The sequence below is a fragment of the Hymenobacter sp. CRA2 genome, assembly GCF_002007105.1.
Taxonomy (GTDB): domain Bacteria; phylum Bacteroidota; class Bacteroidia; order Cytophagales; family Hymenobacteraceae; genus Solirubrum.
The window spans coordinates 36,996-59,374 of record NZ_MVBC01000017.1; the positions used below are offsets into that span (position 1 = coordinate 36,996).

The window sequence follows — 22,379 nt, forward strand, 5'->3', positions numbered from 1 at the left end:
GCAGCGGCGTTCTACCTCTCCACCTCAGCCCGCCATGAAAGCACTGCCTACGCTTGCCAGCTGGGTACTCCTGCTCTTCCCCCTGCTCGGGGGCTGCAGCGAGGTGCGGAATGGCCACGGTGCGCCCGCCGATGCTCTTACCGCCAGCCTGCGTGTCAACGGCCTTGCCGCCGATGCCTCCCTGCTGGCGCCGGAGCGTCGGCGGCGCATCCAGCGCGGCGACACCGCTTCGCTTCCAAGCCAGGCGCTGGCGCAGTACCTGCCCGCTGCCGTAGCCGGCTTCGTTTCCGAAGGTCAGCCCCAAGGTGATTTGGTCCGCATCGGCGGCATCAACTACTCCACCTGCGAGCAGTACTACCGCCGTGGCAGTCAGCAGCTGAAGGTGCAGGTAGTGGACTACAACGGCGCCATGGCGCTGTACGACGGGGCTACGGCCCTGATGAGCACCGAATTCCTGCAGGAAAGCGACGAGCAGTTCACCCGCGGCTTTGACCTGGGCGTGCCGGGCGTACGCGGCTTCGAGACGGTGCAGAAAATGGAGCGAAGGGCTTCCGTGGCACTGGGTGTGGGTGAGCGTTTTTTTGTCTCCGTCGAATCGACCGGGCAGGAGGACACCAAGCTCGTGAAGGACGTGGCCCGCACGCTGGATCTGCGCGCCCTGGCGGCTCTGTAAAGCCTCGGCCGGCTCCCTTGCTCTTTCCCGCTTATTTCTCCCCGACTTTCCTATGAAAACCTTCTTGTTGTGTGGCTGCCTGCTTTGCTTACTGCCGTTTGCTTCGCAGGCCCAGTTTGGCTTGCTCAACAGCGCCGTGGAAAGGGCCGCCAACCGCGTGGCTGAGCGCAAAATCAGCGAAGCGGTGGAGCGCAAAATCACCGAAAAGACCGGCGACTACTACGGGCAGCTCATCGACAACGGCCGCGTGGTGTCGCACAGCATGCAGTTTGAGGAAGGCTCGGCCACGCTGCTGGCCGACTCTCAGCCCTTCGTGAAAGGCATGGCCGACATGCTGCGCCGCAACCCCGATATCCGCTTGCGCATTGAGGCGCACACGCTGCTGCCCGGCGACGCCACGGCCAACCAGCGCCTGTCGCAGCGCCGTGCCGATGCCCTCCGCGCCGCCCTGATCAGCCTCGGCATCGACGGCACGCGGCTGTCGGCCAAGGGGCTGGGCAGTTCGCAGCCCCTGTACACCGAGCCCGACGATGACTACGCCGCCCTCAACCAGCGCGTGGAATTTGTGCGGCTCTGATACCTCTGCCCTGCTCTCTCTCCACTTTCCTTTCTCCCTAGCCATGACAGGAAGCCTACTACTGCGCCGTTGCCTCGGCTTGTTGCTGGCCGCCCTGTTGGGTTTTGTGCTTACGCTGCGCTAAGCCGGCGTGCGCCTTCACTCCCCTTCCACCCAGTATTCTTCAGCACTCAGAGGCGAACGGTGGCTCTGACCCAGCCTGAAGAAGTAAAAAGCCCCGGAGCTATGCACCGGGGCTTTTTCTTATTCTTATCGATTGGGGTCGAGGCCTAGAAAAACAGGAAATGCTTTCCGGGCTTCTTGTGCTTCAGCGGCTTGCCGGGCGGGTCGATGCCGGGGGCAGGACGTGCCTGGCCGCGCTTCTGCATGGCCGCGTTGCGCTTGTCGCGGAACTCGCGCACGGTGAAGCCGCCGGATGCCCGGTCGTACTGCCGCGACGAGGACGAGCCGCGCGTGAGGCTGTTGCTGCTGATGCCTGCGCGCGCCTCCAGTACTTCCATCTGCTGGTCGCGCTTGACGTCGCCTTCGTTCATGCTCATGCGTTGCTGCATGCGCGCAATGTCGTTGTTCGAAGGCTTGCGCTTTTTGGGCGCCGTTTCCCGACGGGGTTTCTCACCGGTAAAGGGCGTGGCCGTCTGGGCGTAGGCGGCCTCGGTGATAAGTAGCCTGGTGACCAGCAGGGCGGCGGCAGCAACGAAGTGCTTCATGGAAAAAAGGAAGGTAAGGCGCGACGGTTTCTAAGCGGGGTGGCAACTACGCCGGCGCAACGGGTGGAGAAGTAAGTTAGTTCAAAATTGGTGCACTTACTCCGTTGGAAGCACCAAGGTTATCGAAAAAATTCCAGCCCAACAATACTCAGGCAGACAAGCGTTTCTGACCGGCCGCCTAAAGTAATGCAGCAATCAGCCCGGCCGGTATGGACGCCTCGGTTCAAGCGCCCATACCGGCCGGGCCAACGCTGCAGTAGAAGCAGGTCGCAAGCGGTTAAGCACGGCTGCGCAGCGCGTCGCGGATTTCCATCAGCAGAATTTCTTCCTTGGAGGGAGCCGGCTCCGATACCACCGCTACAGGAGCTGGTTTCTTGAAGCGGTTGGCCAGCTTCACTACCCAGAAAATCACGAAGGCGATGATCAGGAAGTAGAGCACAGCGTTCAGAAAGTTGCCCACCTTCATGGGCCCCAGCATGATGTGGGAGTAGTCCACCTTGCCGGTGACCAGTCCCACTACCGGCATGATGATGTCGTCGGTGAGGGAGCTGACGATTTTGCCGAAGGAAGCGCCGATGATGACCCCAACGGCCAGATCGAGTACGTTGCCCTTGGAAATAAATTCTTTGAATTCGGAAACGAAGCCCATGACGCGGCGGGGGTTGGTGGTGAAAAACAAGTAAGAGTGGAGGTAATATAGCAAGGGCTATATTCTAAATAACCTCCTTACGGGCGGCCTCTGTTGGGCCTTGGCTAACCCAAATGTGGTCGGTTTGGTAATTGACCGCACCGACTTTTGCCCAACCTGATCATTGGCTGGACCAACGGCAGCTTCGGCGTGCTGAGTGGCCCCAACGGCAGGTGCGCATTGTCTCTATCTTTGTTGCCACGCACATTCTGCCAAACCCATGCTACCTGTCCTGGAAAATCTCGCCCTCGATCTGGCCGACAACGGCATCCTGACTATTACCGTGAACCGCCCGAGCAAGCTCAACGCCCTGAGCTTTGCTACCCTGGATGACCTTACCCAAGCCATGCAGCTGGCGCAGGACGACCAGCGCGTGCGGGGTATCATCTTCACTGGCGCGGGCGAAAAGGCGTTTGTGGCCGGCGCTGACATTGCCGAGCTGGCCCAGCTGGACGAGTCGCAGGCCCGCCGGGCGGCCGAACGCGGCCAGCAGGTGTTCTGCCTGATCGAAGAAAGCACCAAGCCGGTTATTGCCGCAGTTAACGGTTTTGCCCTCGGCGGCGGGTGCGAGCTGGCCATGGCCTGCCACTTCCGCATTGCCTCTGAAAACGCCCGCTTCGGCCAACCCGAAGTGAATCTGGGGCTGATTCCGGGCTACGGCGGTACGCAGCGCCTGACGCAGCTCATCGGCAAAGGCAAGGCCCTTGAGCTGATGATGACCGCCGACATGATCAAAGCCGACGAAGCCCTGCGCCTGGGCCTGGTCAACTACGTGGTACCGCAGGCCGAGCTGCTCGACTTTACCCGCCAGCTGCTGAGCCGCATCCTGACCAAGGCACCGCTGGCCGTAGGCTTGGTTATCGATAGCGTAAACGCGTACTTCGACAAGGAGCGCCACGGCTACCAGACCGAAGCCAATTGCTTTGCCCGCTGCTGCCTCTCGGATGATTTCCACGAAGGCACGCAGGCCTTTCTTGAGAAGCGGCCGGCTGCTTTCACGGGTAAGTAATTTGCCTTTTAGAACGTCATTCCGAGCGAAGCCGAGGAATTCTGCGTGTTGACTTTCAAGGTAATTTTCTCGCTCAACGAGGATTTTACTATCTGGCCAAACACGCTTAGGATTCCTGAGCCTCGCTCGGAATGACGTTCTGACTTATTTCGTATTTCCACCGACTTTCATCGAATGAGCGTAGCCAAACGTCTGGCATCCCAGACCGTCGTGTACGGCGTGAGCAGCATCGTGGGGCGTGTGCTCAACTTTCTGCTGACGCCGCTGTACACGGGGCGCTTCGTGCCCGCGGCTTTCGGTATCATCACCGGGCTCTATGCCTACGTGTCGTTTTTGAACGTGCTGTTCACTTACGGCATGGAAACGACGTATTTGCGCTTCGCCAATCGGCCGGGCACCGACCGCCGCGACCTGTACAACCGCGTGCTGACGCTGCTTATCGTGAGCAGCATTGTGCTTACGGCCCTGCTGGCAGCCTTGGCGCCCACGCTGATGAGCCTGCTGGGTATTCCGCCGGGCCACGAGCGGTACGCCGTCTGGATAGCCCTGATTCTGGGCCTCGACGCGGTAGCCGCCATTCCGTTTGCGCGGCTGCGGCTGGAAAACAAGGCGGTTAAGTTTGCCGCCATTCGGCTGGCCAACATCCTGCTCACCGTCGGGCTGAACCTGTTCTTCATCGTATTCTGCCCCGATGTGCTGGCCGGCAAGTACCTGAGCGGACTGCAGCCGCTGGTGCAGCGCGTGTACGACCCGAGCATCGGCGTGGGCTATGTATTTCTCTCCAACCTGGCGGCCAGCGCCCTTACACTGCTGCTGCTGGGGCGCGAGCTGCTGGATTTTCGGCCCCGGCTGGATTCTTCCTACCTCGGTCCATTGTGGCGCTACGCTTATCCCATTATGCTTATGGGCGTTGCGGGCATGGTCAATGAAACACTGGACCGCATTCTACTGCCGCGCTGGCTGCCCGAAGGCTTTTACCCGGGCCAGAGCAATCTGGCCGCCGTGGGTATTTACGGGGCCTGCTACAAGCTCAGCATCCTGATGAGCCTGGTCATTCAGGCCTTCAAGTATGCCGCCGAGCCGTTCTTTTTTGCTCAGAGCGAGGACAAAAACTCGCCCCGCACCTTTGCCTTGGTGCTGAAGTGGTTCACCATCAGCTGCACCATCCTCTTCGTGGCGGTGAGCGTCAACCTGGACTTGATTGCGCCGCGGTTCCTGCACGGGGCCGCGTACCTGCAGGGCCTGCCGGTGGTGCCGGTGCTGCTGCTGGCCAACCTGTTTCTGGGCGTCTACTACAACCTGTCGGTGTGGTTTAAGCTCACCGACAAAACCTACTTCGGCACCTACATCAGCTTCGGCGGCGCGGCGCTGACCGTCGCGCTCAACTTTCTGCTCATTCCGCTGCTGGGCTACATGGGCTCGGCCATTGCCACCCTGGTGTGCTACGCCACCATGGCGGTCATCTGCTGGGCCCTCGGCAACCACCACTTTCCGGTGCCCTACCCGGTGGGCCGGCTTCTGCTCTGGCTGGCGGTAGCCGTGGCCGTGGTAGCGGGCAGCTGGGCCCTGCCGCCGCTGGGCCTGTGGACAAGTCACGCGGTACATTTTTTAATTACGCTGGCTTTCGTGGCGGCGGTATGGCTGGTGGAACGCCCCGAGCGGGCATTTCGCCGCACTCCTACCAAAGCAGCCTAAGCCGTTTCCCCAGTTTCCTCGCCGATGCAAGTCGCCGTCATCAACCGCTCGCACCACCCGCTGCCGGCTTACCAAACCAAACACGCCGCCGGCCTCGACCTGCGCGCCAACCTCCCCGAGCCCGTAACACTGCGCCCCCTGGAGCGCGCCCTCATTCCCACCGGTCTGTACCTGGAAATTCCGGCCGGCTACGAGGCGCAGGTGCGTCCGCGCAGCGGCTTGGCCTATAAGCACGGCATCGGCTTGGTCAACAGCCCCGGCACCATCGACGCCGATTACCGCGGCGAAGTAAAGGTGCTGCTGGTGAACCTGTCCAACGAGGCATTTGTGGTGCAGGACGGGGAGCGGATTGCCCAGCTCGTGTTTGCCCGCTACGAGGCCATCGAGTGGCAGGAAGTGGCCGAGCTGAGCGAAACCACCCGCGGCGCGGGCGGCTACGGCAGCACGGGCACACGATGAGCTGAGGCATTTAGGCAGGCCGCATTTGTCGAAGATACACAGGAGGGTGCATGACAAGGGCTGCTTGTGCATTGCTTAACTAGTCTGGCGGAAGTTTATCCTGCCGGCACCCCTCACGCCCAATTCCCCATCAACTCATTAATACTCAAACTTCCTAAACCCTCAACTCAAACATTCTTGAACCCCTATCATTCTGACGTACAAAAAAATCTGCGAAATCAGTAAAATCCGTTAACTCTACCCTTCAACTTTGCGCAGCGTGAAAGGCCGCGCTTACGTACACGCCCCCGAAACTCAACATCCCAATTCACCCCTTATGAAAATCATCGTTCCGATGGCCGGCATGGGCAAACGTATGCGCCCGCACACGCTCACCGTTCCCAAGCCGTTGATTCCGATTGCCGGCAAGCCCATCGTGCAGCGCCTCGTAGAAGATATTGCCAAAGTAGTGGGCGAGCCCGTATCGGAAGTGGCGTTTATCGTCGGCCGCTTCGGCACCGAGGTCGAGCAGAACCTGATCAAGATTGCCGAGTCCGTAGGGGCTAAGGGGACCATTCATTACCAGGACGAACCGCTGGGCACTGCCCACGCCATTCTGTGCGCCCAGAGCGCCCTGGACGGCCCCGTGGTAGTAGCCTTCGCCGATACGCTGTTCAAGGCTGATTTTACCCTCGACACCTCCGCCGACGGCACCATCTGGGTGCAGCGCGTGGAAGATCCGCGCCCCTTCGGCGTAGTGAAGCTCAACGAGCAGGGCCAGATTACGGAGCTGATCGAGAAGCCGCAGGAATTCGTGTCCGACCTGGCCATCATCGGCATCTACTACTTCCGCGACGGCGAGTACCTGAAGCGCGAGCTGCAGTACCTGCTCGACAACGACATCAGGGACAAAGGCGAGTACCAGCTCACCAACGCCCTGGAGAACATGAAAAACCAGGGCGCCGTGTTCATCCCCGGCCGCGTAACCGAGTGGCTCGACTGCGGCAACAAGGACGCGACCGTGTACACCAACCAGCGCTACCTGGAGTACCTGCGGGAAGCCGGCGAAGACACCGTCTCCAAATCCGCCAAACTGACCAACTCCGTAATTATCCCGCCGGTGTATATCGGCGAGAATGTAGTCCTTGAAAACAGCGTTATCGGCCCGCACGTGTCGGTGGGCGACGGCTCGGTGGTGAAGCACTCGGTGGTAGCCAACAGCATCATTCAGAAGGCCGCCGCGGTGACCAACGCCAACGTGACCAACTCCATGATCGGCAGCAATGCCAGCTTCACTGGCACGCCGGCCGATCTGAGCGTGGGCGATTACAACGCCTTGAAACTGTAGCGCAAGCGGGGTGGTTTCAGGGTAATGCCGTATCTTTTCTCACAAGGCGGCAGCCCCTGAAGCCACCCATTTTTCCGCTGCTGCGTCTTTTCCGCATGATTCGTTCCGCTTCCCTCCTTTCGTTAGCGTTGGGCCTGCTCCTGGCCGGGCCCGTGCGTGCCCAAAAGCCAACGGCGCCGGGCAAACCGGCTGCGGCCGAGAAGCCGCATAAGCTGACGCGCAAGGAACGCAAGGAGATGCAGCGGCAAGCGGCCCTGGAAGCGGCCAAAGCCCAGCAGCAAACCCAGCTCACGGAGAAAGACCGGGAGCTGAGCGCCGCCTACTTTGTCGACGGGGTGAAGTTTATGCTGCTGGAGGATTACCCAAAGGCGCAGGAACGCCTGCTGAAGGCCTACCAGCTCGACCCCAACAACGCCGCCATTAACTACAAGATTGCCGAAAACAACCTGCTCATCGGCAACCTGAAGGACGCGACTAACTTCGCCAACGCCGCCCTGCGGCTGGACCCGAAGAACCCTTACTACTACCTGATCCTGGCCCAGATTTACGCTTCGCAGAAGCAGTACAGCGAGGCCGCACAGGTGTATACCAAGCTGATTCAGGACGTGCCCGACTCGAAGAGCTACCTCTTCAACCTGGCCGACCTGTACCTGGCCCAGGGCAAGCTGAACGAGGCGCTGACGGCCTTTGACCAGGCCGAGAAGGAATTCGGGCCCATGGACGAGGTGTCGTTCAAGAAACAGCAGATTTACCTCAAGCAGAACAATCTCGACAAGGCCCTGCAGGAAGGTGAGGCCCTGATTTCGGCCAACCCCGACGAGGTACGCTACGTGCTGGCTCAGGCCGAAATGTACGCAGCCAACAACCGCCTGCCCGATGCCATTCGGGTGGCCAACCAGGCCCTGCGCAAAGACCCGGAAAACCCACAGGCGCACATGATTCTGGCCGACGCGTACCGCCAGCAAGGCAACGCGGCGGAGTCGGAAAAGCAAATTAAGCAGGCCTTCGAAAGCCCCGGGCTGAACATCGACCAGAAGGTGCGCATCCTGGTAGACTACCTCAAGCAGCTGCCCAACCCGGCTATTCAGCACACCGCGCTGGAGCTGGCCGACATCACCACGCGCGTGCACCCACGGGAGGCCAAAGCCTTTTCGGTAGCGGGCGACGTGCAGCTGCTGGCTGAGCAAAAGCCCAAAGCCCGCGACAATTACCTGCGCGCCCTGCGCCTTGATAACTCGCACTTCAAGATCTGGCAGCAGGTAGTACTCCTCGATGCCGAGCTGATGCAGACGGACTCGCTGCTGCGCCACACCAACCAGGCGCTGGAGCTGTTTCCGAACCAGGCCGTGTTCTGGTTTTACAGCGGCGTGGGGCAAACGATGGCCAAACAGCCGCAGAAGGCCGTGCGGGCCCTGGAGCAGGGCAAAAAGCTCACCACCGACAACCCCGAACTGGCCGCGCAGTTTGACTCGCAGCTCGGCGACGCTTACCACGAGCTGAAGGAGTACGACAAGTCGGATGCGGCCTACGAAGCAGCGCTGACCTTCGACGCGAACAATGCGCAGGCCCTGAACAATTACAGCTACTACCTGTCGTTACGCGGCAAGAACCTGCCCAAAGCCAAGGAAATGGCCGGCAAGCTGGTGAAACTCTTCCCCGACAACGACACCTACCTCGACACCTACGCTTGGGTGCTGTATCAGTTGAAAGATTACAGCAGCGCCCGCCAATACTTAGAAAAAGCCGTACGTACTTCCAAAGACGGCACCGTTTTGGAGCACTACGGCGACGTATTGTACCAGCTAGGTGACTCGGCGGCAGCCGTGGAGCGTTGGCAGCAGGCCAAAAAGGCCGGTGGCACCTCCGCCCTGATCGACCGAAAAATCAAAGACCGAAAACTCTATGAATAGACGCTGGCCGCTGCTGGTGTTGATCGGCAGCCTGAGCCTGGGCGCCTGTACTCGCCGCGCCGTTCCCTCCAAGACCACTGCCGTTGTTCGCCCGCCGGCGCCCGAAGTGCGCGCCCGCAACCTTGATTTCACGTACCTGGCGGCCAAGGGCAAGGCGCAGATCGAAGCCAACGGCGAGAAATACTCGGCCAACCTGAACGTGCGCATGCGCAAGGACAGCGTTATCTGGGTGTCGGCGTCCTTGCTCGGCATCGAGGGCATCCGGGCCCGCATCACGCCCGACACGGTGCAGGTCATCAACAAGCTGGAGAAAACCTACTACGCCGGTGGCTTCGATTACCTGCGGCGGCAGTTCAACGTGCCCATCACCTACGCCCAGCTACAGGCCATGCTGCTCGGCGACTACCTGCCTGCTCCGCAGGATACCGCGCTGACGGCCGTTACCGAAGGCCCCGTTCAGCGGGTGCAGTACCGCCAAACGGGTATTCTGGTCGAGCAGCTCATCGAACTGAGCCGGGCCCGTTTGCAGCAGTTGAACGTGACGGACCCCAAGTCGCAGAGCAGCCTGAAGGTAACGTACAACGATTTTCAACCCCTGCAACCGGGTGAGCAGCCGTTTGCCCACGGCATTCTGGTACAGGCCCAGCAGCCCGGCCGGCAGCCCGCCAACGTGACCATCAATTACCGCAACGTGGATCTGGACAAGGAGCGGCTTTCGTTCCCCTTCTCCGTGCCGGCCGAGTATGGGCGTAAAAACCGCAAGTAAGCAGTGGGCCGGCTGGCTGTTGGCGGGTAGCCTGGTGCTGGCCCTGACGGTGGCTCCGGCTCAGCAGCGCCGACGCAGCAGCAAGGAAGCCCCCAAAACCAAGGCTCAACTGGAGCGCGAACGGCGCAATAACCTGAAGCGCATTCAGGAAACCAGCAAAATCCTGGAGCAAACCCAGCAGAAAAAGCAAAGCACGCTGGGCCAGCTCAACGCGCTTAAGGAAAAGATTACGGTGCAGAAGGAGGTCATTAAGTCGACCTCTTCGGAGCTGCGCTACATCGAAACGGGAGTCAAGAAAACGGCTACCAACGTGCAGCTCACCCAAAGCGAGCTGGACCGATTGAAAGCGGAGTACGGCCGCCTGATTTACGCCTCGGCCAAAACGGCCAACTCCTACAACCGCATCATGTTCTTGTTCGCGGCCGACTCGTTCAACGAGTTTATGCTGCGCCTGCGCTACGTGCGGCAGTACTCGGAGGCCCGGCGGCAACAGGTCAGCGGCATCCTGCGCACCCAGCAGGAGCTGCACCAGCAGCTCAGCTCACTCACGCAGCAAAAGCAGCAGAAAAGCTCCCTGCTAAGCACCCAGCTGACGGAAAACCGCACCTTGGTAACCATGCGGACTCAGCAAGACCAAGTGGTGCAACAGCTCAGTCAGCAGGAGCAGCAATTGCAGAAAGAGCTGGCCGAACGTCAGCAGGCGGTACGCAAGCTGGATGACCTCATTGCGCAACGCGTGCGTGAAGAAATTGCCCGGGCCGCCCGCTTAGCCGCAGCCCGCGCCGCGGCCAAGGCTGCTGCCGCCAAAGCCGCCGCCAAAGCCGCCGCCGAACGGGCCGAGCGCGCCGAACGCAGCAATGCCACCGTGGCCGAGCGTACCACCGCAAAGCGCGAAGCTACCCAGACGGCTGAAGCCGCCGATGCCGCCGTGGCCGCCGAAGAAGCCACCACCAATACTGACCGGGTGACGCTGACGCCCGAAACGGCCGAACTGTCGTCGTCTTTCGCCGAAAACCGCGGCCGTCTGCTTTGGCCGGTGGGCCGTGGCTTTATTTCCCAGCGCTTCGGCCGGCACCCCCACCCGGTACTGAAGCACGTGACGGTGGACAACCGCGGCGTGGACATCCAGACCAGCGCCGGCGAACAGGCCCGCGCCATCTTCGACGGCAAGGTGCTCACCGTGGCCAACATTGCCGGCATGAACAACGTGGTGATGGTACAGCACGGCGAGTATTTTACTGTGTACGCCAAGCTGCGCACCGTCAGCGTAAGTGAAGGGCAGCAGATAAAGATGCGCCAGCTCATCGGCACCGTGTACACCAATCCGGAAGGAACTACAGAGCTGCAGTTTCAGGTGTGGCGTAACAGTACCAATCTGAACCCGGAGCAGTGGCTGGGCCGTAAATAGCTGTTGCTACACGGTTACTGCCAATTTTGACATAGGCAGAAATAAAAAAACACCGTACAGTGTACGGTGCCTTTCTGAGCTATGAAAACAAACTTAGCTATCAGTTAATCCCTCCTTGGCAGAGCCTAAGCCCAAGCGCCAAAGGATTAATCCCCCGATAACAGCCGAAAGATACGACAGATATAACCTTAGGGTAATGCGGCTTTCGTCCAAATTATCAAATTACTCGACCAAGGTGCCGTATTTCTATCCGAGTGCTTCGTTCTAGTCAACGAACTACACAAGGTTCAATCGGCCCATCAGTTCGCCTTTGTACGAATTACCGATGGGCACGGACGAATCACGCCCTCCATCGACGATCAGCGAATCCCCGTCGATGGCCACGATGCTGCCGATGCGCACGATGTATTTGCGGTGCACCCGGGCAAAATCCCGCGGGGGCAAGCGCGTGAGCATGTCCTTCATGGTGGTGTACACCGTGTACCGCTCCCCAGCCGCGTGGATATTGACGTAGTCTCCCAGGGCTTCGAGGTAGGAAATGTTCTCGGTGTTGAGCCGGATGAGCTTGTGGTCCTGCTTGACGAAAATTTCGTTGCTGCGGCCGGTAGAATACATGGAAGTAGCCGCGTCGTTGGCCATGCGCAGCAAGCCTTCGAGCTTGGCCCGTTCTTGCTCCAACTGAATCCGGGCCCGGCGTAGCTCCAGGTGCGACACTACTTCACGCGCCAGAATCTGCAGGGCATCCCGCTGCTCGGGGGTCAGGTGCCGCGGCTTGGTATCGATGGTACACAGCGCGCCGAGCGGCTGCCCATCGGGTGTGACCAGCGGGGCCCCAGCGTAGAACCGGATGTTGGGGTCCTCGGTCACCAGCGGGTTGGTGCTGAACAGCGGATTGGTCGTGGCGTCTTCTACTTCGTATATCTCCGTGCCTACCATGGCATGCTGGCAGAAGGAATACTCCCGGGGCGTTTCGGTGACACCGCCCAGGCCGTAGTTGGCCTTGAACCACTGCCGGTGCGAATCGACCAGCGAAATCAGCGAAATAGGCGTACCGCAGATGTAAGCCGCCAAGCGGGTAAGCGCGTCAAAATCTGCCTCCGGCGAGGTATCCAGCACCTGGTAGGCCTGCAACGCCTCCAGCCGCTCCAGCTCGCTGTTCGGGTCCGGCAGCACAGGAGTTAATTGCGAAGAGGAGAGTGCACGCACATTCATAGTAGGGACCTTTGGCAGGGGCAATGACATAACCCCATAGAGTTACGCGAACAAACGTAAAATATGCGGTTAAAGCTGCTTACGCAAAGCAGCCTTTCATCGGTTTTTCACGACCAAGAATATTTTTTGCCCGTCAAACGCGGTAAACCAGCCGTTTAACGGCATCGTGCAGATTAATCTGGGAATAACCCGCGCCCCCGGGAACAAAAGGCTTCAAAACGACTTTTGAAAATTATCGGGTACCTTTACCAATCCCTTCGGCGGGCTTGCCCGTAAGCCTGCAGTAGATAAACCCACGCGGAACTCATGCTCAACTCGCTCTTTCTGATCGGTAATTTCGGTACGACTGAAATTCTGTTCATCGTATTCATCATCGTGCTGCTGTTCGGCGCCAAGCGTATTCCGGAGCTGTTCCGGGGCATGGGCCAGGGCGTACGGGAATTTAAGGACGCTACCAAAGACCAAAAGCCTGAGTACCGCGACCAGAACCCGAACTACCGCGACCCGCAGCCGCCCCGCGCCTAACCTTTGACAGCCATGCAAACGCCTTTTCTGCTTTTCCTCGGCGACCTGGGCGGCGGTGAGATTCTGCTCATCATGGTCGTCATCCTGATTTTCTTCGGCGCCAACAAGATTCCGGAACTGGCCCGGGGCCTTGGCAAGGGCATCCGCGAATTCAAAGACGCCTCGCGTGAGATTCGCAGCGAAATTGAAAACGCCGGCCAACCCGGCTATCAGCAGCCCAACAACTACCAGCAGCCGGGCTATCAGCCCGCCCCGCCCACGCCGGCGGCCCCAGTAGCCTACCAGCCCAGCGGCCTCGATCAGCCGCCCGTAGCCGATGCTACTCTGGCACCTGAGCAGCCCACGGTAACGCCCAGCGGCCTGCCGCGCGACACCCCGCTTCCGACCCAGTCGGTTTAAGCTTATCTTCGCCTCCTGTTATTTTCGGCCGCCGCGTACCCCGCGGCGGCCTAGCCTTTTCTCTCCAGCCCGGCCGCCCGCTGCGGCCTGAATGGCCCCCGACATGAAACGCTTTAACTCCCTCACGGAAGTTCGGAACGAGCTGACGGCCGGTACTCTCACCTGCCGTCAGCTCGTCGAGTATTACTTGGATAACATCGAGCAGAAGAACGGCCAGCTGAACGCCTTCCTGGAAGTGTGGCCCGACGAAGCCCGGCAGCAGGCCGAGGCCGTCGATGCCAAGCTGGCCGCCGGCACGGCGGGCAAGCTGGCGGGCATGGTTATCGGCCTGAAAGACGTGCTGGCCTACAAAGACCACGCGCTGCAGTCCAGCTCCCACATTCTCGACGGTTTCAAGTCGCTGTTTACCGGCACGGCCGTGCAGCGCCTCCTCGACGAAGACGCCATCCTTATCGGCCGCCAGAACTGCGACGAGTTTGCCATGGGCGCCTCGAACGAGACGTCCTACTTCGGCCCGGCCCGTAACGAAATCGATCCGGACCGCGTGCCCGGCGGTTCGTCGGGGGGCTCGGCAGTGGCCGTGCAGGCCGATATGTGCCTGGCGTCCATCGGTTCGGATACGGGCGGTTCGGTGCGCCAGCCGGCGGCGTTTTGCGGCGTCATCGGGCTGAAGCCCACCTACTCGCGCGTGTCGCGCTACGGGCTGATTGCCTACGCCTCGTCGTTTGACCAGATCGGGCCGATTACCCGCTCGGTGGATGATGCCGCGCTGCTGCTGGAAGTAATGGCCGGGCCCGATGAGTTCGACTCGACGGTGAGCCACGAGCCGGTGCCGGCGTACTCGCAGCTACTGGAGGCCAAGGCCAGCTACCGCGTGGGTTACATCCGCGACACGGTGGAGCATCCGGGCCTGGCGCCCGACATCAAGCAGGCGTTGGAAACGACTATCGAGCAGTTGCGCGGCCAGGGCCACGTGGTGGATGCAGTTGACTTTCCCTACCTCGATTACATCGTACCCTCCTACTACATCCTGACTACGGCAGAAGCCAGCTCGAACCTGGGCCGCTACGACGGGGTGAAGTACGGCTACCGCGCCCCCAATGCCACGGATCTGGAGTCGCTCTACAAAAAGTCGCGCAGCCAGGGTTTCGGCCAGGAAGTGCAGCGGCGCATCATGCTGGGCACTTTCGTACTGTCGGCCGACTACTACGACGCGTACTACACCAAAGCCCAGCGCGTGCGGCGCCTCATCAAGGAACAAACCGACGAGCTGCTGCGCCAGTACGACTTTCTGATCCTGCCCACGGCGCCGACCACGGCTTTCCGCATCGGGGAGAATACGAAAGACCCGCTGGCCATGTATCTTGCTGATATCTTTACCGTTCAGGCCTCGTTGGCGGGCGTGCCGGCTATTTCGGTACCCGTCGGCCACGATCAGCAGGGCTTGCCCATTGGCTTGCAGGTGCTCAGCGGTGCATTCCGCGAAGCCGACATGCTGGCCTTTGCCAAGCACCTCACCGAAACCGTAGGGGCCCCGGTAGTAACACCGTAGTCGCATTGGCATGAAAAAAACGCTCCGCGCCTCCGCTTTACTGTTGTTGGCTGCCGCTTTTGCCCGCCCCGCGGCGGCCCAGGTGACGCAGCCGCCCGTAGTATTGCCGGAGGCCGGCGCGGGCGACGATACCACCCGGGTACGGCTGGAACTACAGCCTGATTCGCTGGTAGCCGAGCCCATTCAGCTTGACTCGGTGCGTTTGGCGTGGCTACAGGCCCCGCCCGAGGTGCGCGACCTGATCTGTGACCGAGTAGCTTGCTTCGATACCGAGGCGCCGCATGCCATCAACAGCACGGTGCTGGCGCACATCAACTACTTCACGCTGCGCAACCGTAACTACATGCAGCGGGTGCTGGAGCGCGAAAACCTGTACTTCCCGCTGTTTGAGAAGTACCTGACCAAATACAACCTACCGCCCGACCTGAAGTATCTGGCCGTGGTGGAATCGGCGCTGATTCCGACGGCCAAGTCGCGGGTGGGCGCTACGGGCCTGTGGCAGTTTATGGGCCCCACGGCGAATGACCTGCGCCTGCGCCGCGACGAGTGGGTGGACGAACGGATGAACCCCGAAAAGGCCACCGAAGCCGCCTGCAAGCACCTGCGCTACCTCTACGGCATATTTCACGACTGGGAACTGGTACTGGCGTCCTACAACTGGGGCGCAGGTAATATCCAACGGGTGATGCGTAAATCGGGCAAGCGTAATTTCTGGGACCTGTACCCTTACATGCCCAAGGAAACGCGCAACTACGTGCCCAGCTTCACGGCCATTATGTACGCCATGAAGTACGCGCAGCAGCATCAGCTGCACTCGCCGGAGCTGAAGTATCAGTACGCCCAGCCCATGGATACGCTGCAGCTCAACGGGCAGGCGTTCGACATGACGCGCCTAAGCCAGGCTATCGGGCTGGATTCGGCGGCCATCGGACGTTTCAATCCTGAGCTGCGCCGCACCTACCTGCCCGACGGCTACCGGGCCTACGCCGTGAGCTTCCCCGCCGCCCTGCGCCCGCAGCTGCAGGTGGTAGACCGCGCCACGCTGTTTGGGTATTGCCGCCCGCAGCAAGCCCTGCCTGCGCCGCTGCCGGCTTTGCCGCCACGTTTGGAAGGCGTGGAACCATTCCCTTCGGCCGCGCTGGCAACTACTACTCCCAAACGTGGAGCAGCGGCCGCGCCACCGGAAGCGGCGGAAACCCCGCGCACGCGCCGCAAGGTGCACACGGTGAAGCGCGGCCAGACGCTGGCCGAGCTAGCCGAATGGTACGGCGTTTCGCAGACGCAACTGCGCCGCTGGAACGACCTGCCGAAGGGCCGGGCATTGCGTCCCAAGCAACAGTTGGTGGTATTCCTGCCGGCCAAGGAAAACACGACGGCACCAGCAGCCGTAGCGGTGCGTGCCACAGCGCCCCCCGCAGTAGCTGCTATGCCGCGCACGCCGGCCGAAATGGGCCTGAAAGTGACAAAACGGGCCGTAGCGCAGGTAAGCAAGCCAGCTACCGAGCCCGAAGAACCAGCCACTGCCAGCCCCTCCCCCACTCCGGAAGTAGCCACCGAAACGCCGACGCCACGCTCAACGCGCGCAGCTAAAGCAGCCCCGGTAGAAGCGGTGGTTGCTATGGCCGAGCCCAGCAGCGTCGAAACGGCCAATGCGCAACTGCAGGCCCAGCAGGCAGCCGTGCTGGAGTATGTAGTACGTAAGGGCGACTATCTGACCAAGCTGGCGCGTGAGCGGAGCTTATCGGTGGAGCAGCTGATGGCGTGGAACAACTTACGCTCCGAAGTGGTGACGCCGGGCCAGAAACTGCGCTTCGCTCCGCCGACCGAGCCCGAAGCCGGGGCCCAGACAGAACCCGTTAAGGCGACACGCAATCAGCGGACGGTGGCGAAAGAGGTGCCCAAGCCCGTGCGTGCTGAGCTGCCGCAGCGCGTACACATCGTGCAGCCCGGTGACACGCTATACAACATTTCGCGGCGCTATCAAGGGCTGACGGTGGAACAGCTGCGCAAGCTCAACCACCTCAAATCTGATGAGGTAAAGCCGGGCCAGAAGCTCATCGTAGCCAGCTAGCCTTTCGCAGGCAAACAAAGCAACACGGCTCCGCTATTTCTAGCGGAGCCGTGTTGCTTTGTCAAAGCCCACTCCTAAGCGGAAAACGATTTATTAGGCTTGTTGAGGGAGCGGCCTTCCTGTTATTCGGCACCTTTTTACACGCAACAGGTTGCTAGCCGCCAAAAGGATATACTAAGCTACCACGAGCCTCGTTAACCAACTCTAATATTAACATCTCACGATGAATCCAAAGTACTTACTCAGCCTCCTGTTGTTTACCCCAATCCTGGCACACGCCCAGGCTCCATTTCCATTTGCCATCAAAGGTCAGGTGGGCCACTTGAACGCCCCGGCCAAAGTTTACCTGTTGCGCGGCAACGAAATAGCCGACTCCACGGTGCTGCAAAATGGCGCATTTGAGCTGAAAGGCACCGCCACGGCCCCCAGCGAAGCCCGCCTCGTGGTGCAGCGCAGTGGACGGCTGAAAAGTATTTACGATGCCTCACCCAATCACAAGAACATCATCCTGGAGCCCGGCACGCTGGCGGTGACCAGCACTGATTCGCTGCCGAATGCGACCCTGAAAGGCGGCCCGCTCACCTCCGACTACGACCGGCTGCAGGCCTCGCTGAAGCCCATCATTGCGCAGGCCAAGATCTACGAAGCCGCGTTTGGCCGCACGCCGGAGGCCCAGCGCAACACTCCGGAGTTCAAGCAGCGGCTGCAGACGCAGTTCGATGAAATTGGCTCCCGCATCCGGCAAGCACACCTCGCTTTTGCCAAGGCCAACCCCGCCTCGTGGGTGAGCCTGCACGCCCTACAGCAAGCCGGCATGATGAGCACGCCCGAGTACACCGAGCTGGCTCCTATTTACAACGCCTTAAACCCCGCGCTGAAAGCCTCGCCCTTGGGGCGCACGTATGGCCAGATGCTGGAAAGCATTAAGGATGTAGCCTTGGGGGCGGTAGCGCCGGATTTTACCCAGAAAACCCCGGAAGGCAAGGCGGTGTCGTTGAAGGACTACCGCGGCAAGTACGTACTGGTAGACTTCTGGGCCTCGTGGTGCGGCCCCTGCCGGGAGGAAAATCCGGCCGTCATCAAGGCTTACAATGCCTACAAGGGGCGCAAGTTCGAGGTGCTGGGCGTTTCGCTGGACGACGAGAAGAACCGGGCCAAATGGCTGCAGGCCGTGAAGGACGATAAGCTGGTTTGGACGCAGGTATCGGACCTGCGGGGCTGGGAAAACGAAGCCGCCCGGCGCTACCACGTGCAGTCCATTCCGCAGAACTACCTCATCGACCCCACTGGCAAAATTGTGGCCGTGAACCTGCGTGGCGAGCAGCTGCAAGCCACGCTGGCCCGCCTGCTTAAGTAGGTTGGCATAACTATAGAATGGCCGCTGCCCGCTCTGGGCAGCGGCCATTCTTTGTTTGCAGCGGCCTGCTATAGCACCAGATTCGGTCTTTGTCAATCACATATTTTGTATTAATTATATATCAACTTGTTATAGTTTTGTGGCCGAATTAAGCCTTCTATCTGTTGCGTTTGGCACAGCTATTGGCCGACGCTATCCATACGCTACCCTTTCTGCTTTTATGAAACAATTTCTGCTCCCGCTGCTGGGCTTGGCCCTTACCCTTACGGCTGCTTCCTGCGACTCCAAGCACAAAACGGAAGACCCGCAGCCCGCTACTCCTGCCCCGGCTGCTACCATGGACCGCACCTTTTTCTACCCCGCGTCCACCGTCAGCAGCGGTATCGGCTATGCCCCGGATGAATTGCAGACGTCGGCTTACTACGAACCCACCACGCTCAGCATCAATGTGGGCCCAAAAAGCCAACAGGACGCGCTGCACTTCGGCATTCAGCGTAGCCGCCTCGCGTCGGCGCTTACCGGCACGTACTCGCTCCAGGGCCTAGGCTCCCTGACCAACGATGCCGTGGTGCGCTACAGCTACGCTTACGTGCTGACGGATAGCCAAACCTCTCTGCGCCTCTTCGACAGCAATACCACCCAGATGGAGGGTCACGTGCGCATCACCGAGTACGATGCGGACCGCCACCTGCTCAGCGGCAGCTACGAAGTGCGCCTGCCCGACGTGTCCGACCCTACGCTGCCCAGCCGGGCCGGACAGAACGCCCCGCGCTGCCGCGTCACGGTTAGTGGCACATTCGAAAACGTGCGCCTAGAATAGAGGCCTTCCCGCCTTACCTCCTACCTATAGCCGAGACACTTAGCTGCTCCGCCCCGGCGCGGCGCGCACGGCCGGGGTTTTGATTCCGCCTAATTTAGCCGCAACTTGCCTAACGGCGCTGCCTTCAGCGGGCGGCGCCGTTTTGGTTTTGAATTCCCCCCTATGCTGAAAATAAACAAGGAAGACGCGCTCAATTACCACCAGCAGAACCCCGCCGGCAAAATTGAGGTGGTACCCACCAAGCCCGTCAGCACCCAGCTTGACCTAGCCCTGGCCTACTCGCCGGGCGTAGCCGAGCCGTGCAAAGAAATTGCTGCCAACCCCGACGACGTCTATAAGTACACGGCCAAGGGTAACCTCGTGGCCGTCATCAGCAACGGCACCGCGGTGCTCGGCCTAGGCAACATCGGGCCCGCCGCTTCCAAGCCGGTGATGGAAGGCAAAGGCGTACTGTTCAAGAAGTTCGCCGGCATCGACTGCTTCGACATCGAAATCGACGCCACCGACCCCGACGAGTTTATCCGGGTGGTGAAGGCGCTGGAGCCGACGTTTGGCGGCATCAACCTGGAAGACATCAAGGCCCCGGAGTGCTTCGCCATCGAAACGGCGCTGCGCGAGCAGATGAACATTCCGCTCATGCACGACGACCAGCACGGCACGGCCATTATTTCGTCGGCTGCGCTGCTGAGCGCCCTGGAAATCGTCGGCAAGAAAATCGACGAAATTCAAGTGGTCGTCAGCGGCGCCGGCGCGGCTGCCATCAGCTGCCTGCGCCTGTACCTGGAGCTGGGCCTGAAGCGCGAAAACGTGGTGGTGTTCGACAAGGACGGCGTCATCAACCCGCAGCGCACCAACCTGGCGCCGCTGCAGATGCAGTTTGCCACCGAGCGGCCCGTCAGCACCCTGGCCGAGGCCATGGAAGGCGCCGACTTCTTCCTCGGCCTCTCCGCCGCCAACGTGCTGGCGCCCGAGCTGCTGCTGAAGATGGCCCAAGACCCCATCGTCTTCGCGCTGGCCAATCCCGACCCGGAAATTGCCTACGAGCTGGCGCTGAGTACCCGCGAGGACATCATCATGGCCACCGGTCGCTCCGACCACCCGAACCAGGTCAACAACGTACTGGGCTTCCCCTACATCTTCCGCGGGGCCCTCGACGTGCGCGCCACGGAGATTAACGAGGCCATGAAGCTGGCCGCCGTGCACGCCCTCACGGAACTGGCCAAGGAGCCGGTGCCCGACATGGTCAACAAGGCCTACGGCGACAACACCCTGACTTTCGGCCGCACCTACCTGATTCCCAAGCCCCTGGACCCGCGCTTGATTACCACGCTGAGCCCGGCCGTGGCCAAGGCGGCCATGGAAAGCGGCGTGGCCCGCATCCAGATTACCGACTGGACGGCCTACGAGGACGAGCTGCGTGCCCGCCTCGGCGTGAACCAGAAGCTGATGAACCGCGTGACGTCGCGGGCCCGCTCGGCCCCGAAGCGCGTGGTGTACCCCGAAGCCGACAACTACAAAATCCTCAAAGCCGCTCAGATTGCCCACGACGAGGGCATTGCCCAGCCCATCCTGCTGGGCCGGCGCGACCGAATTGAGCGCATTGCCCGCGAGAACAACCTCGACCTCGAAGGCTGCCAGATCGTCGACGTCATCAACGACGAAGAAGCCAAGCGCGACAAGTACGCCGAGCTGCTGTTCCGCAAGCGCCAGCGCAAGGGCATGACCTTGTACGAGGCCAAGCGCCTGCTGCGCGAGCGGAACTACTTCGGCGCCATGATGCTGGAAACCGGCGAGGCCGATGCCTATATCACCGGCCTGACCAAAGATTACGGCAAGAGCATTCTGCCCGCTTTTCAGATCATCGGGGTGGAAGACGGCGTGCAGCGCGCGGCCGGCATGTATATCGTGCTGCACCGCAAGGGCCCGTTCTTTTTCTCGGATACCACCGTCAACATCGACCCCACAGCCGAGCAGCTGGTGGATATCATTGGTCTGACGGCCCGCGCTGTGCGCTTCTTCGATACGGAGCCGCGCATTGCTGTGCTGAGCTACTCCAACTTCGGCTCGAACGTGGGGCCGCTGCCCGACAAGATGCGCCGGGCCACGGAGCTGGCCAAGCGCCGCTTCCCCGACCTGATTCTGGACGGCGAGATGCAGGCTAATACCGCCCTGAACCGCAACTTGCTGCAGGAACACTACCCCTTCTCGGAACTGGCCGACAAGGGTGCCAATACGCTGATCTTCCCGGGTCTGACTTCCGGCAACATTGCCTACAAGGTGCTGCAGGAAATCGGTGGGGCCGAGGTAATCGGGCCGGTGCTGATGGGCATGCGCAAGCCGGTGCACATTCTGCAGCTCGGCGCCTCGGTGCGCGACATCGTCAACATCACGGCCATTGCCGTGTCCGACGCTCAGACTTATAATCAACCACTGTAGCGACTAGTAGAAAGGTTGGCGGTAGTACGCCAACCTTTCTATATACTAATATCATTAGCTATTAAATCTAATTATCTTGGGACAAACAATGCCTTCTTATCGTTACTCTGCTTACCGGCATTGCCCCTGGCCGGCTGTGCCTCGGTTCTTCCCTGAGTTCTTGAGTTTCTGATATGATTGCATACCTCGACGGTAAACTTGCCTACAAAGACCCTACGCTGGCAATTATTGACGTGCAGGGTGTGGGCTACGAAGTAAAAATCTCGCTGGCCACCTATTCCAAACTGCCCGGCGAAGGCGAAAAAGCCAAGCTCTACACCTACCAGCACATCAAAGAGGACGCGCAGGCCCTCTACGGCTTTCTCGACCCGAATGAGAAGGCCTTGTTCATGCACCTGATTTCGGTGTCGGGCATCGGGCCGGGCACGGGCATCGTCATCGTCTCATCGATGTCGGTGGGCGAAATCCGTCAGGCCATCGTGCAGGAGGATGTGCGCTCGATTCAAGCCATCAAGGGTGTAGGCCCCAAAACGGCCCAGCGCATTGTGCTGGACCTGCGCGACAAGCTGCGCAAAGACGAACTACTGGCCAAAGCCGGCGTGGAAACCGTGCCGCTGGCTCGTCAGCACAATACCAACCGCTCCGAAGCGTTAGCCGCGTTAGTGACGCTGGGCTTCGCGCGGGCCGCGGCCGAAAAGACGCTGGATGGCATTCAGCAGAAGCACGGCAACGACCTGAGCGTGGAGGAATTAATTAAATTTGCTCTTAAGTCGAATTAGGTTTCCGCG

General features: G+C 60.6%; 20 protein-coding genes. 17 read left to right on the plus strand and 3 right to left on the minus strand.

Annotated features, from left to right (window positions below; genetic code table 11):
• Window positions 1-34: 34 nt before the first annotated feature.
• Both B0919_RS21250 and B0919_RS21255 read left to right on the plus strand, forming a co-directional pair.
• Window positions 35-673: a hypothetical protein gene (locus tag B0919_RS21250; protein WP_078014313.1), complete on the plus strand. Its 639-nt coding sequence runs from the start codon at window positions 35-37 to the stop codon at window positions 671-673.
• A 52-nt stretch (window positions 674-725) separates the two neighbouring features.
• Window positions 726-1,250 (plus strand): OmpA family protein, encoded by a 525-nt coding sequence (locus tag B0919_RS21255; RefSeq protein ID WP_078014314.1) that lies wholly within the window; start codon window positions 726-728, stop codon window positions 1,248-1,250.
• 269 nt (window positions 1,251-1,519) lie between these two features.
• On the opposite strand, the gene B0919_RS21260 is transcribed toward B0919_RS21255, so the two are convergent.
• Window positions 1,520-1,957: a hypothetical protein gene (locus tag B0919_RS21260; protein WP_078014315.1), complete on the minus strand. Its 438-nt coding sequence runs from the start codon at window positions 1,955-1,957 to the stop codon at window positions 1,520-1,522.
• Window positions 1,958-2,234: 277 nt separating this feature from the next.
• Entirely contained in the window at window positions 2,235-2,606 is a 372-nt protein-coding gene (gene mscL / locus B0919_RS21265) for a large conductance mechanosensitive channel protein MscL (RefSeq protein WP_078014357.1), read from the minus strand.
• 259 nt (window positions 2,607-2,865) lie between these two features.
• Here mscL and B0919_RS21270 point away from each other — a divergent pair, with 259 nt between their 5' ends.
• The 7 genes from B0919_RS21270 (at window position 2,866) to B0919_RS21300 (ending at window position 11,219) form a co-directional block, all read left to right on the plus strand.
• Complete coding sequence (locus B0919_RS21270) at window positions 2,866-3,654, plus strand: enoyl-CoA hydratase/isomerase family protein (protein ID WP_078014316.1); 789 nt, start codon at window positions 2,866-2,868, stop codon at window positions 3,652-3,654.
• A 174-nt stretch (window positions 3,655-3,828) separates the two neighbouring features.
• Window positions 3,829-5,349, plus strand: a complete 1,521-nt coding sequence (locus tag B0919_RS21275) for a lipopolysaccharide biosynthesis protein (protein WP_078014317.1) — start codon at window positions 3,829-3,831, stop codon at window positions 5,347-5,349.
• Between the two features lie 24 nt (window positions 5,350-5,373).
• Complete coding sequence (gene dut / locus B0919_RS21280; protein ID WP_078014318.1) at window positions 5,374-5,808, plus strand: dUTP diphosphatase; 435 nt, start codon at window positions 5,374-5,376, stop codon at window positions 5,806-5,808.
• Window positions 5,809-6,124: 316 nt separating this feature from the next.
• Complete coding sequence (locus B0919_RS21285; protein ID WP_078014319.1) at window positions 6,125-7,135, plus strand: sugar phosphate nucleotidyltransferase; 1,011 nt, start codon at window positions 6,125-6,127, stop codon at window positions 7,133-7,135.
• A gap of 95 nt (window positions 7,136-7,230) precedes the next feature.
• On the plus strand, window positions 7,231-9,045 hold the full coding sequence (locus B0919_RS21290; RefSeq protein ID WP_078014320.1) for a tetratricopeptide repeat protein: 1,815 nt from the start codon (window positions 7,231-7,233) through the stop codon (window positions 9,043-9,045).
• Window positions 9,038-9,811 (plus strand): DUF4292 domain-containing protein, encoded by a 774-nt coding sequence (locus tag B0919_RS21295; RefSeq protein WP_078014321.1) that lies wholly within the window; start codon window positions 9,038-9,040, stop codon window positions 9,809-9,811. The genes B0919_RS21290 and B0919_RS21295 overlap by 8 nt, the downstream gene beginning before the upstream one ends.
• The gene (locus B0919_RS21300) at window positions 9,789-11,219 is read left to right on the plus strand and encodes a murein hydrolase activator EnvC family protein (protein ID WP_078014322.1); all 1,431 of its coding nucleotides are present in this window, start codon (window positions 9,789-9,791) and stop codon (window positions 11,217-11,219) included. Before B0919_RS21295 ends, B0919_RS21300 begins: the two co-directional genes overlap by 23 nt.
• Window positions 11,220-11,495: 276 nt before the next feature.
• On the opposite strand, the gene B0919_RS21305 is transcribed toward B0919_RS21300, so the two are convergent.
• Window positions 11,496-12,392: a GAF domain-containing DNA-binding protein gene (locus B0919_RS21305; RefSeq protein ID WP_217701059.1), complete on the minus strand. Its 897-nt coding sequence runs from the start codon at window positions 12,390-12,392 to the stop codon at window positions 11,496-11,498.
• Between the two features lie 345 nt (window positions 12,393-12,737).
• Here B0919_RS21305 and B0919_RS21310 point away from each other — a divergent pair, with 345 nt between their 5' ends.
• The 8 genes from B0919_RS21310 (at window position 12,738) to ruvA (ending at window position 22,370) form a co-directional block, all read left to right on the plus strand.
• Window positions 12,738-12,956 (plus strand): twin-arginine translocase TatA/TatE family subunit, encoded by a 219-nt coding sequence (locus B0919_RS21310; protein ID WP_078014324.1) that lies wholly within the window; start codon window positions 12,738-12,740, stop codon window positions 12,954-12,956.
• Between the two features lie 12 nt (window positions 12,957-12,968).
• Window positions 12,969-13,355 carry a twin-arginine translocase TatA/TatE family subunit gene (locus B0919_RS25980; RefSeq protein WP_078014325.1) on the plus strand — a complete coding sequence of 129 codons (387 nt, stop codon included), beginning with the start codon at window positions 12,969-12,971 and terminating at the stop codon, window positions 13,353-13,355.
• A gap of 103 nt (window positions 13,356-13,458) precedes the next feature.
• Window positions 13,459-14,907, plus strand: coding sequence for an Asp-tRNA(Asn)/Glu-tRNA(Gln) amidotransferase subunit GatA (gene gatA / locus B0919_RS21320; RefSeq protein WP_078014358.1), 1,449 nt, complete (start codon window positions 13,459-13,461; stop codon window positions 14,905-14,907).
• A gap of 10 nt (window positions 14,908-14,917) precedes the next feature.
• Window positions 14,918-16,978 carry a LysM peptidoglycan-binding domain-containing protein gene (locus B0919_RS21325; RefSeq protein ID WP_078014326.1) on the plus strand — a complete coding sequence of 687 codons (2,061 nt, stop codon included), beginning with the start codon at window positions 14,918-14,920 and terminating at the stop codon, window positions 16,976-16,978.
• 253 nt (window positions 16,979-17,231) lie between these two features.
• Entirely contained in the window at window positions 17,232-18,335 is a 1,104-nt protein-coding gene (locus B0919_RS21330; protein ID WP_176133165.1) for a TlpA disulfide reductase family protein, read from the plus strand.
• A 220-nt stretch (window positions 18,336-18,555) separates the two neighbouring features.
• Window positions 18,556-19,155 carry a hypothetical protein gene (locus B0919_RS21335; protein WP_078014328.1) on the plus strand — a complete coding sequence of 200 codons (600 nt, stop codon included), beginning with the start codon at window positions 18,556-18,558 and terminating at the stop codon, window positions 19,153-19,155.
• 162 nt (window positions 19,156-19,317) lie between these two features.
• Window positions 19,318-21,591 (plus strand): NADP-dependent malic enzyme, encoded by a 2,274-nt coding sequence (locus B0919_RS21340; protein WP_176133166.1) that lies wholly within the window; start codon window positions 19,318-19,320, stop codon window positions 21,589-21,591.
• 173 nt (window positions 21,592-21,764) lie between these two features.
• On the plus strand, window positions 21,765-22,370 hold the full coding sequence (gene ruvA, locus B0919_RS21345) for a Holliday junction branch migration protein RuvA (RefSeq protein WP_078014329.1): 606 nt from the start codon (window positions 21,765-21,767) through the stop codon (window positions 22,368-22,370).
• Window positions 22,371-22,379: the final 9 nt, after the last annotated feature.

Bases quoted from the DNA above. Each gene is read 5' to 3' on its own strand.
- B0919_RS21250 (WP_078014313.1), top strand. From the start codon at position 35: ATGAAAGCACTGCCTACGCTTGCCAGCTGGGTACTCCTGCTCTTCCCC.
- B0919_RS21255 (WP_078014314.1), top strand. From the start codon at position 726: ATGAAAACCTTCTTGTTGTGTGGCTGCCTGCTTTGCTTACTGCCGTTT.
- B0919_RS21260 (WP_078014315.1), bottom strand. From the start codon at position 1,957: ATGAAGCACTTCGTTGCTGCCGCCGCCCTGCTGGTCACCAGGCTACTT.
- mscL (WP_078014357.1), bottom strand. From the start codon at position 2,606: ATGGGCTTCGTTTCCGAATTCAAAGAATTTATTTCCAAGGGCAACGTA.
- B0919_RS21270 (WP_078014316.1), top strand. From the start codon at position 2,866: ATGCTACCTGTCCTGGAAAATCTCGCCCTCGATCTGGCCGACAACGGC.
- B0919_RS21275 (WP_078014317.1), top strand. From the start codon at position 3,829: ATGAGCGTAGCCAAACGTCTGGCATCCCAGACCGTCGTGTACGGCGTG.
- dut (WP_078014318.1), top strand. From the start codon at position 5,374: ATGCAAGTCGCCGTCATCAACCGCTCGCACCACCCGCTGCCGGCTTAC.
- B0919_RS21285 (WP_078014319.1), top strand. From the start codon at position 6,125: ATGAAAATCATCGTTCCGATGGCCGGCATGGGCAAACGTATGCGCCCG.
- B0919_RS21290 (WP_078014320.1), top strand. From the start codon at position 7,231: ATGATTCGTTCCGCTTCCCTCCTTTCGTTAGCGTTGGGCCTGCTCCTG.
- B0919_RS21295 (WP_078014321.1), top strand. From the start codon at position 9,038: ATGAATAGACGCTGGCCGCTGCTGGTGTTGATCGGCAGCCTGAGCCTG.
- B0919_RS21300 (WP_078014322.1), top strand. From the start codon at position 9,789: ATGGGCGTAAAAACCGCAAGTAAGCAGTGGGCCGGCTGGCTGTTGGCG.
- B0919_RS21310 (WP_078014324.1), top strand. From the start codon at position 12,738: ATGCTCAACTCGCTCTTTCTGATCGGTAATTTCGGTACGACTGAAATT.
- B0919_RS25980 (WP_078014325.1), top strand. From the start codon at position 12,969: ATGCAAACGCCTTTTCTGCTTTTCCTCGGCGACCTGGGCGGCGGTGAG.
- gatA (WP_078014358.1), top strand. From the start codon at position 13,459: ATGAAACGCTTTAACTCCCTCACGGAAGTTCGGAACGAGCTGACGGCC.
- B0919_RS21325 (WP_078014326.1), top strand. From the start codon at position 14,918: ATGAAAAAAACGCTCCGCGCCTCCGCTTTACTGTTGTTGGCTGCCGCT.
- B0919_RS21335 (WP_078014328.1), top strand. From the start codon at position 18,556: ATGAAACAATTTCTGCTCCCGCTGCTGGGCTTGGCCCTTACCCTTACG.
- B0919_RS21340 (WP_176133166.1), top strand. From the start codon at position 19,318: ATGCTGAAAATAAACAAGGAAGACGCGCTCAATTACCACCAGCAGAAC.
- ruvA (WP_078014329.1), top strand. From the start codon at position 21,765: ATGATTGCATACCTCGACGGTAAACTTGCCTACAAAGACCCTACGCTG.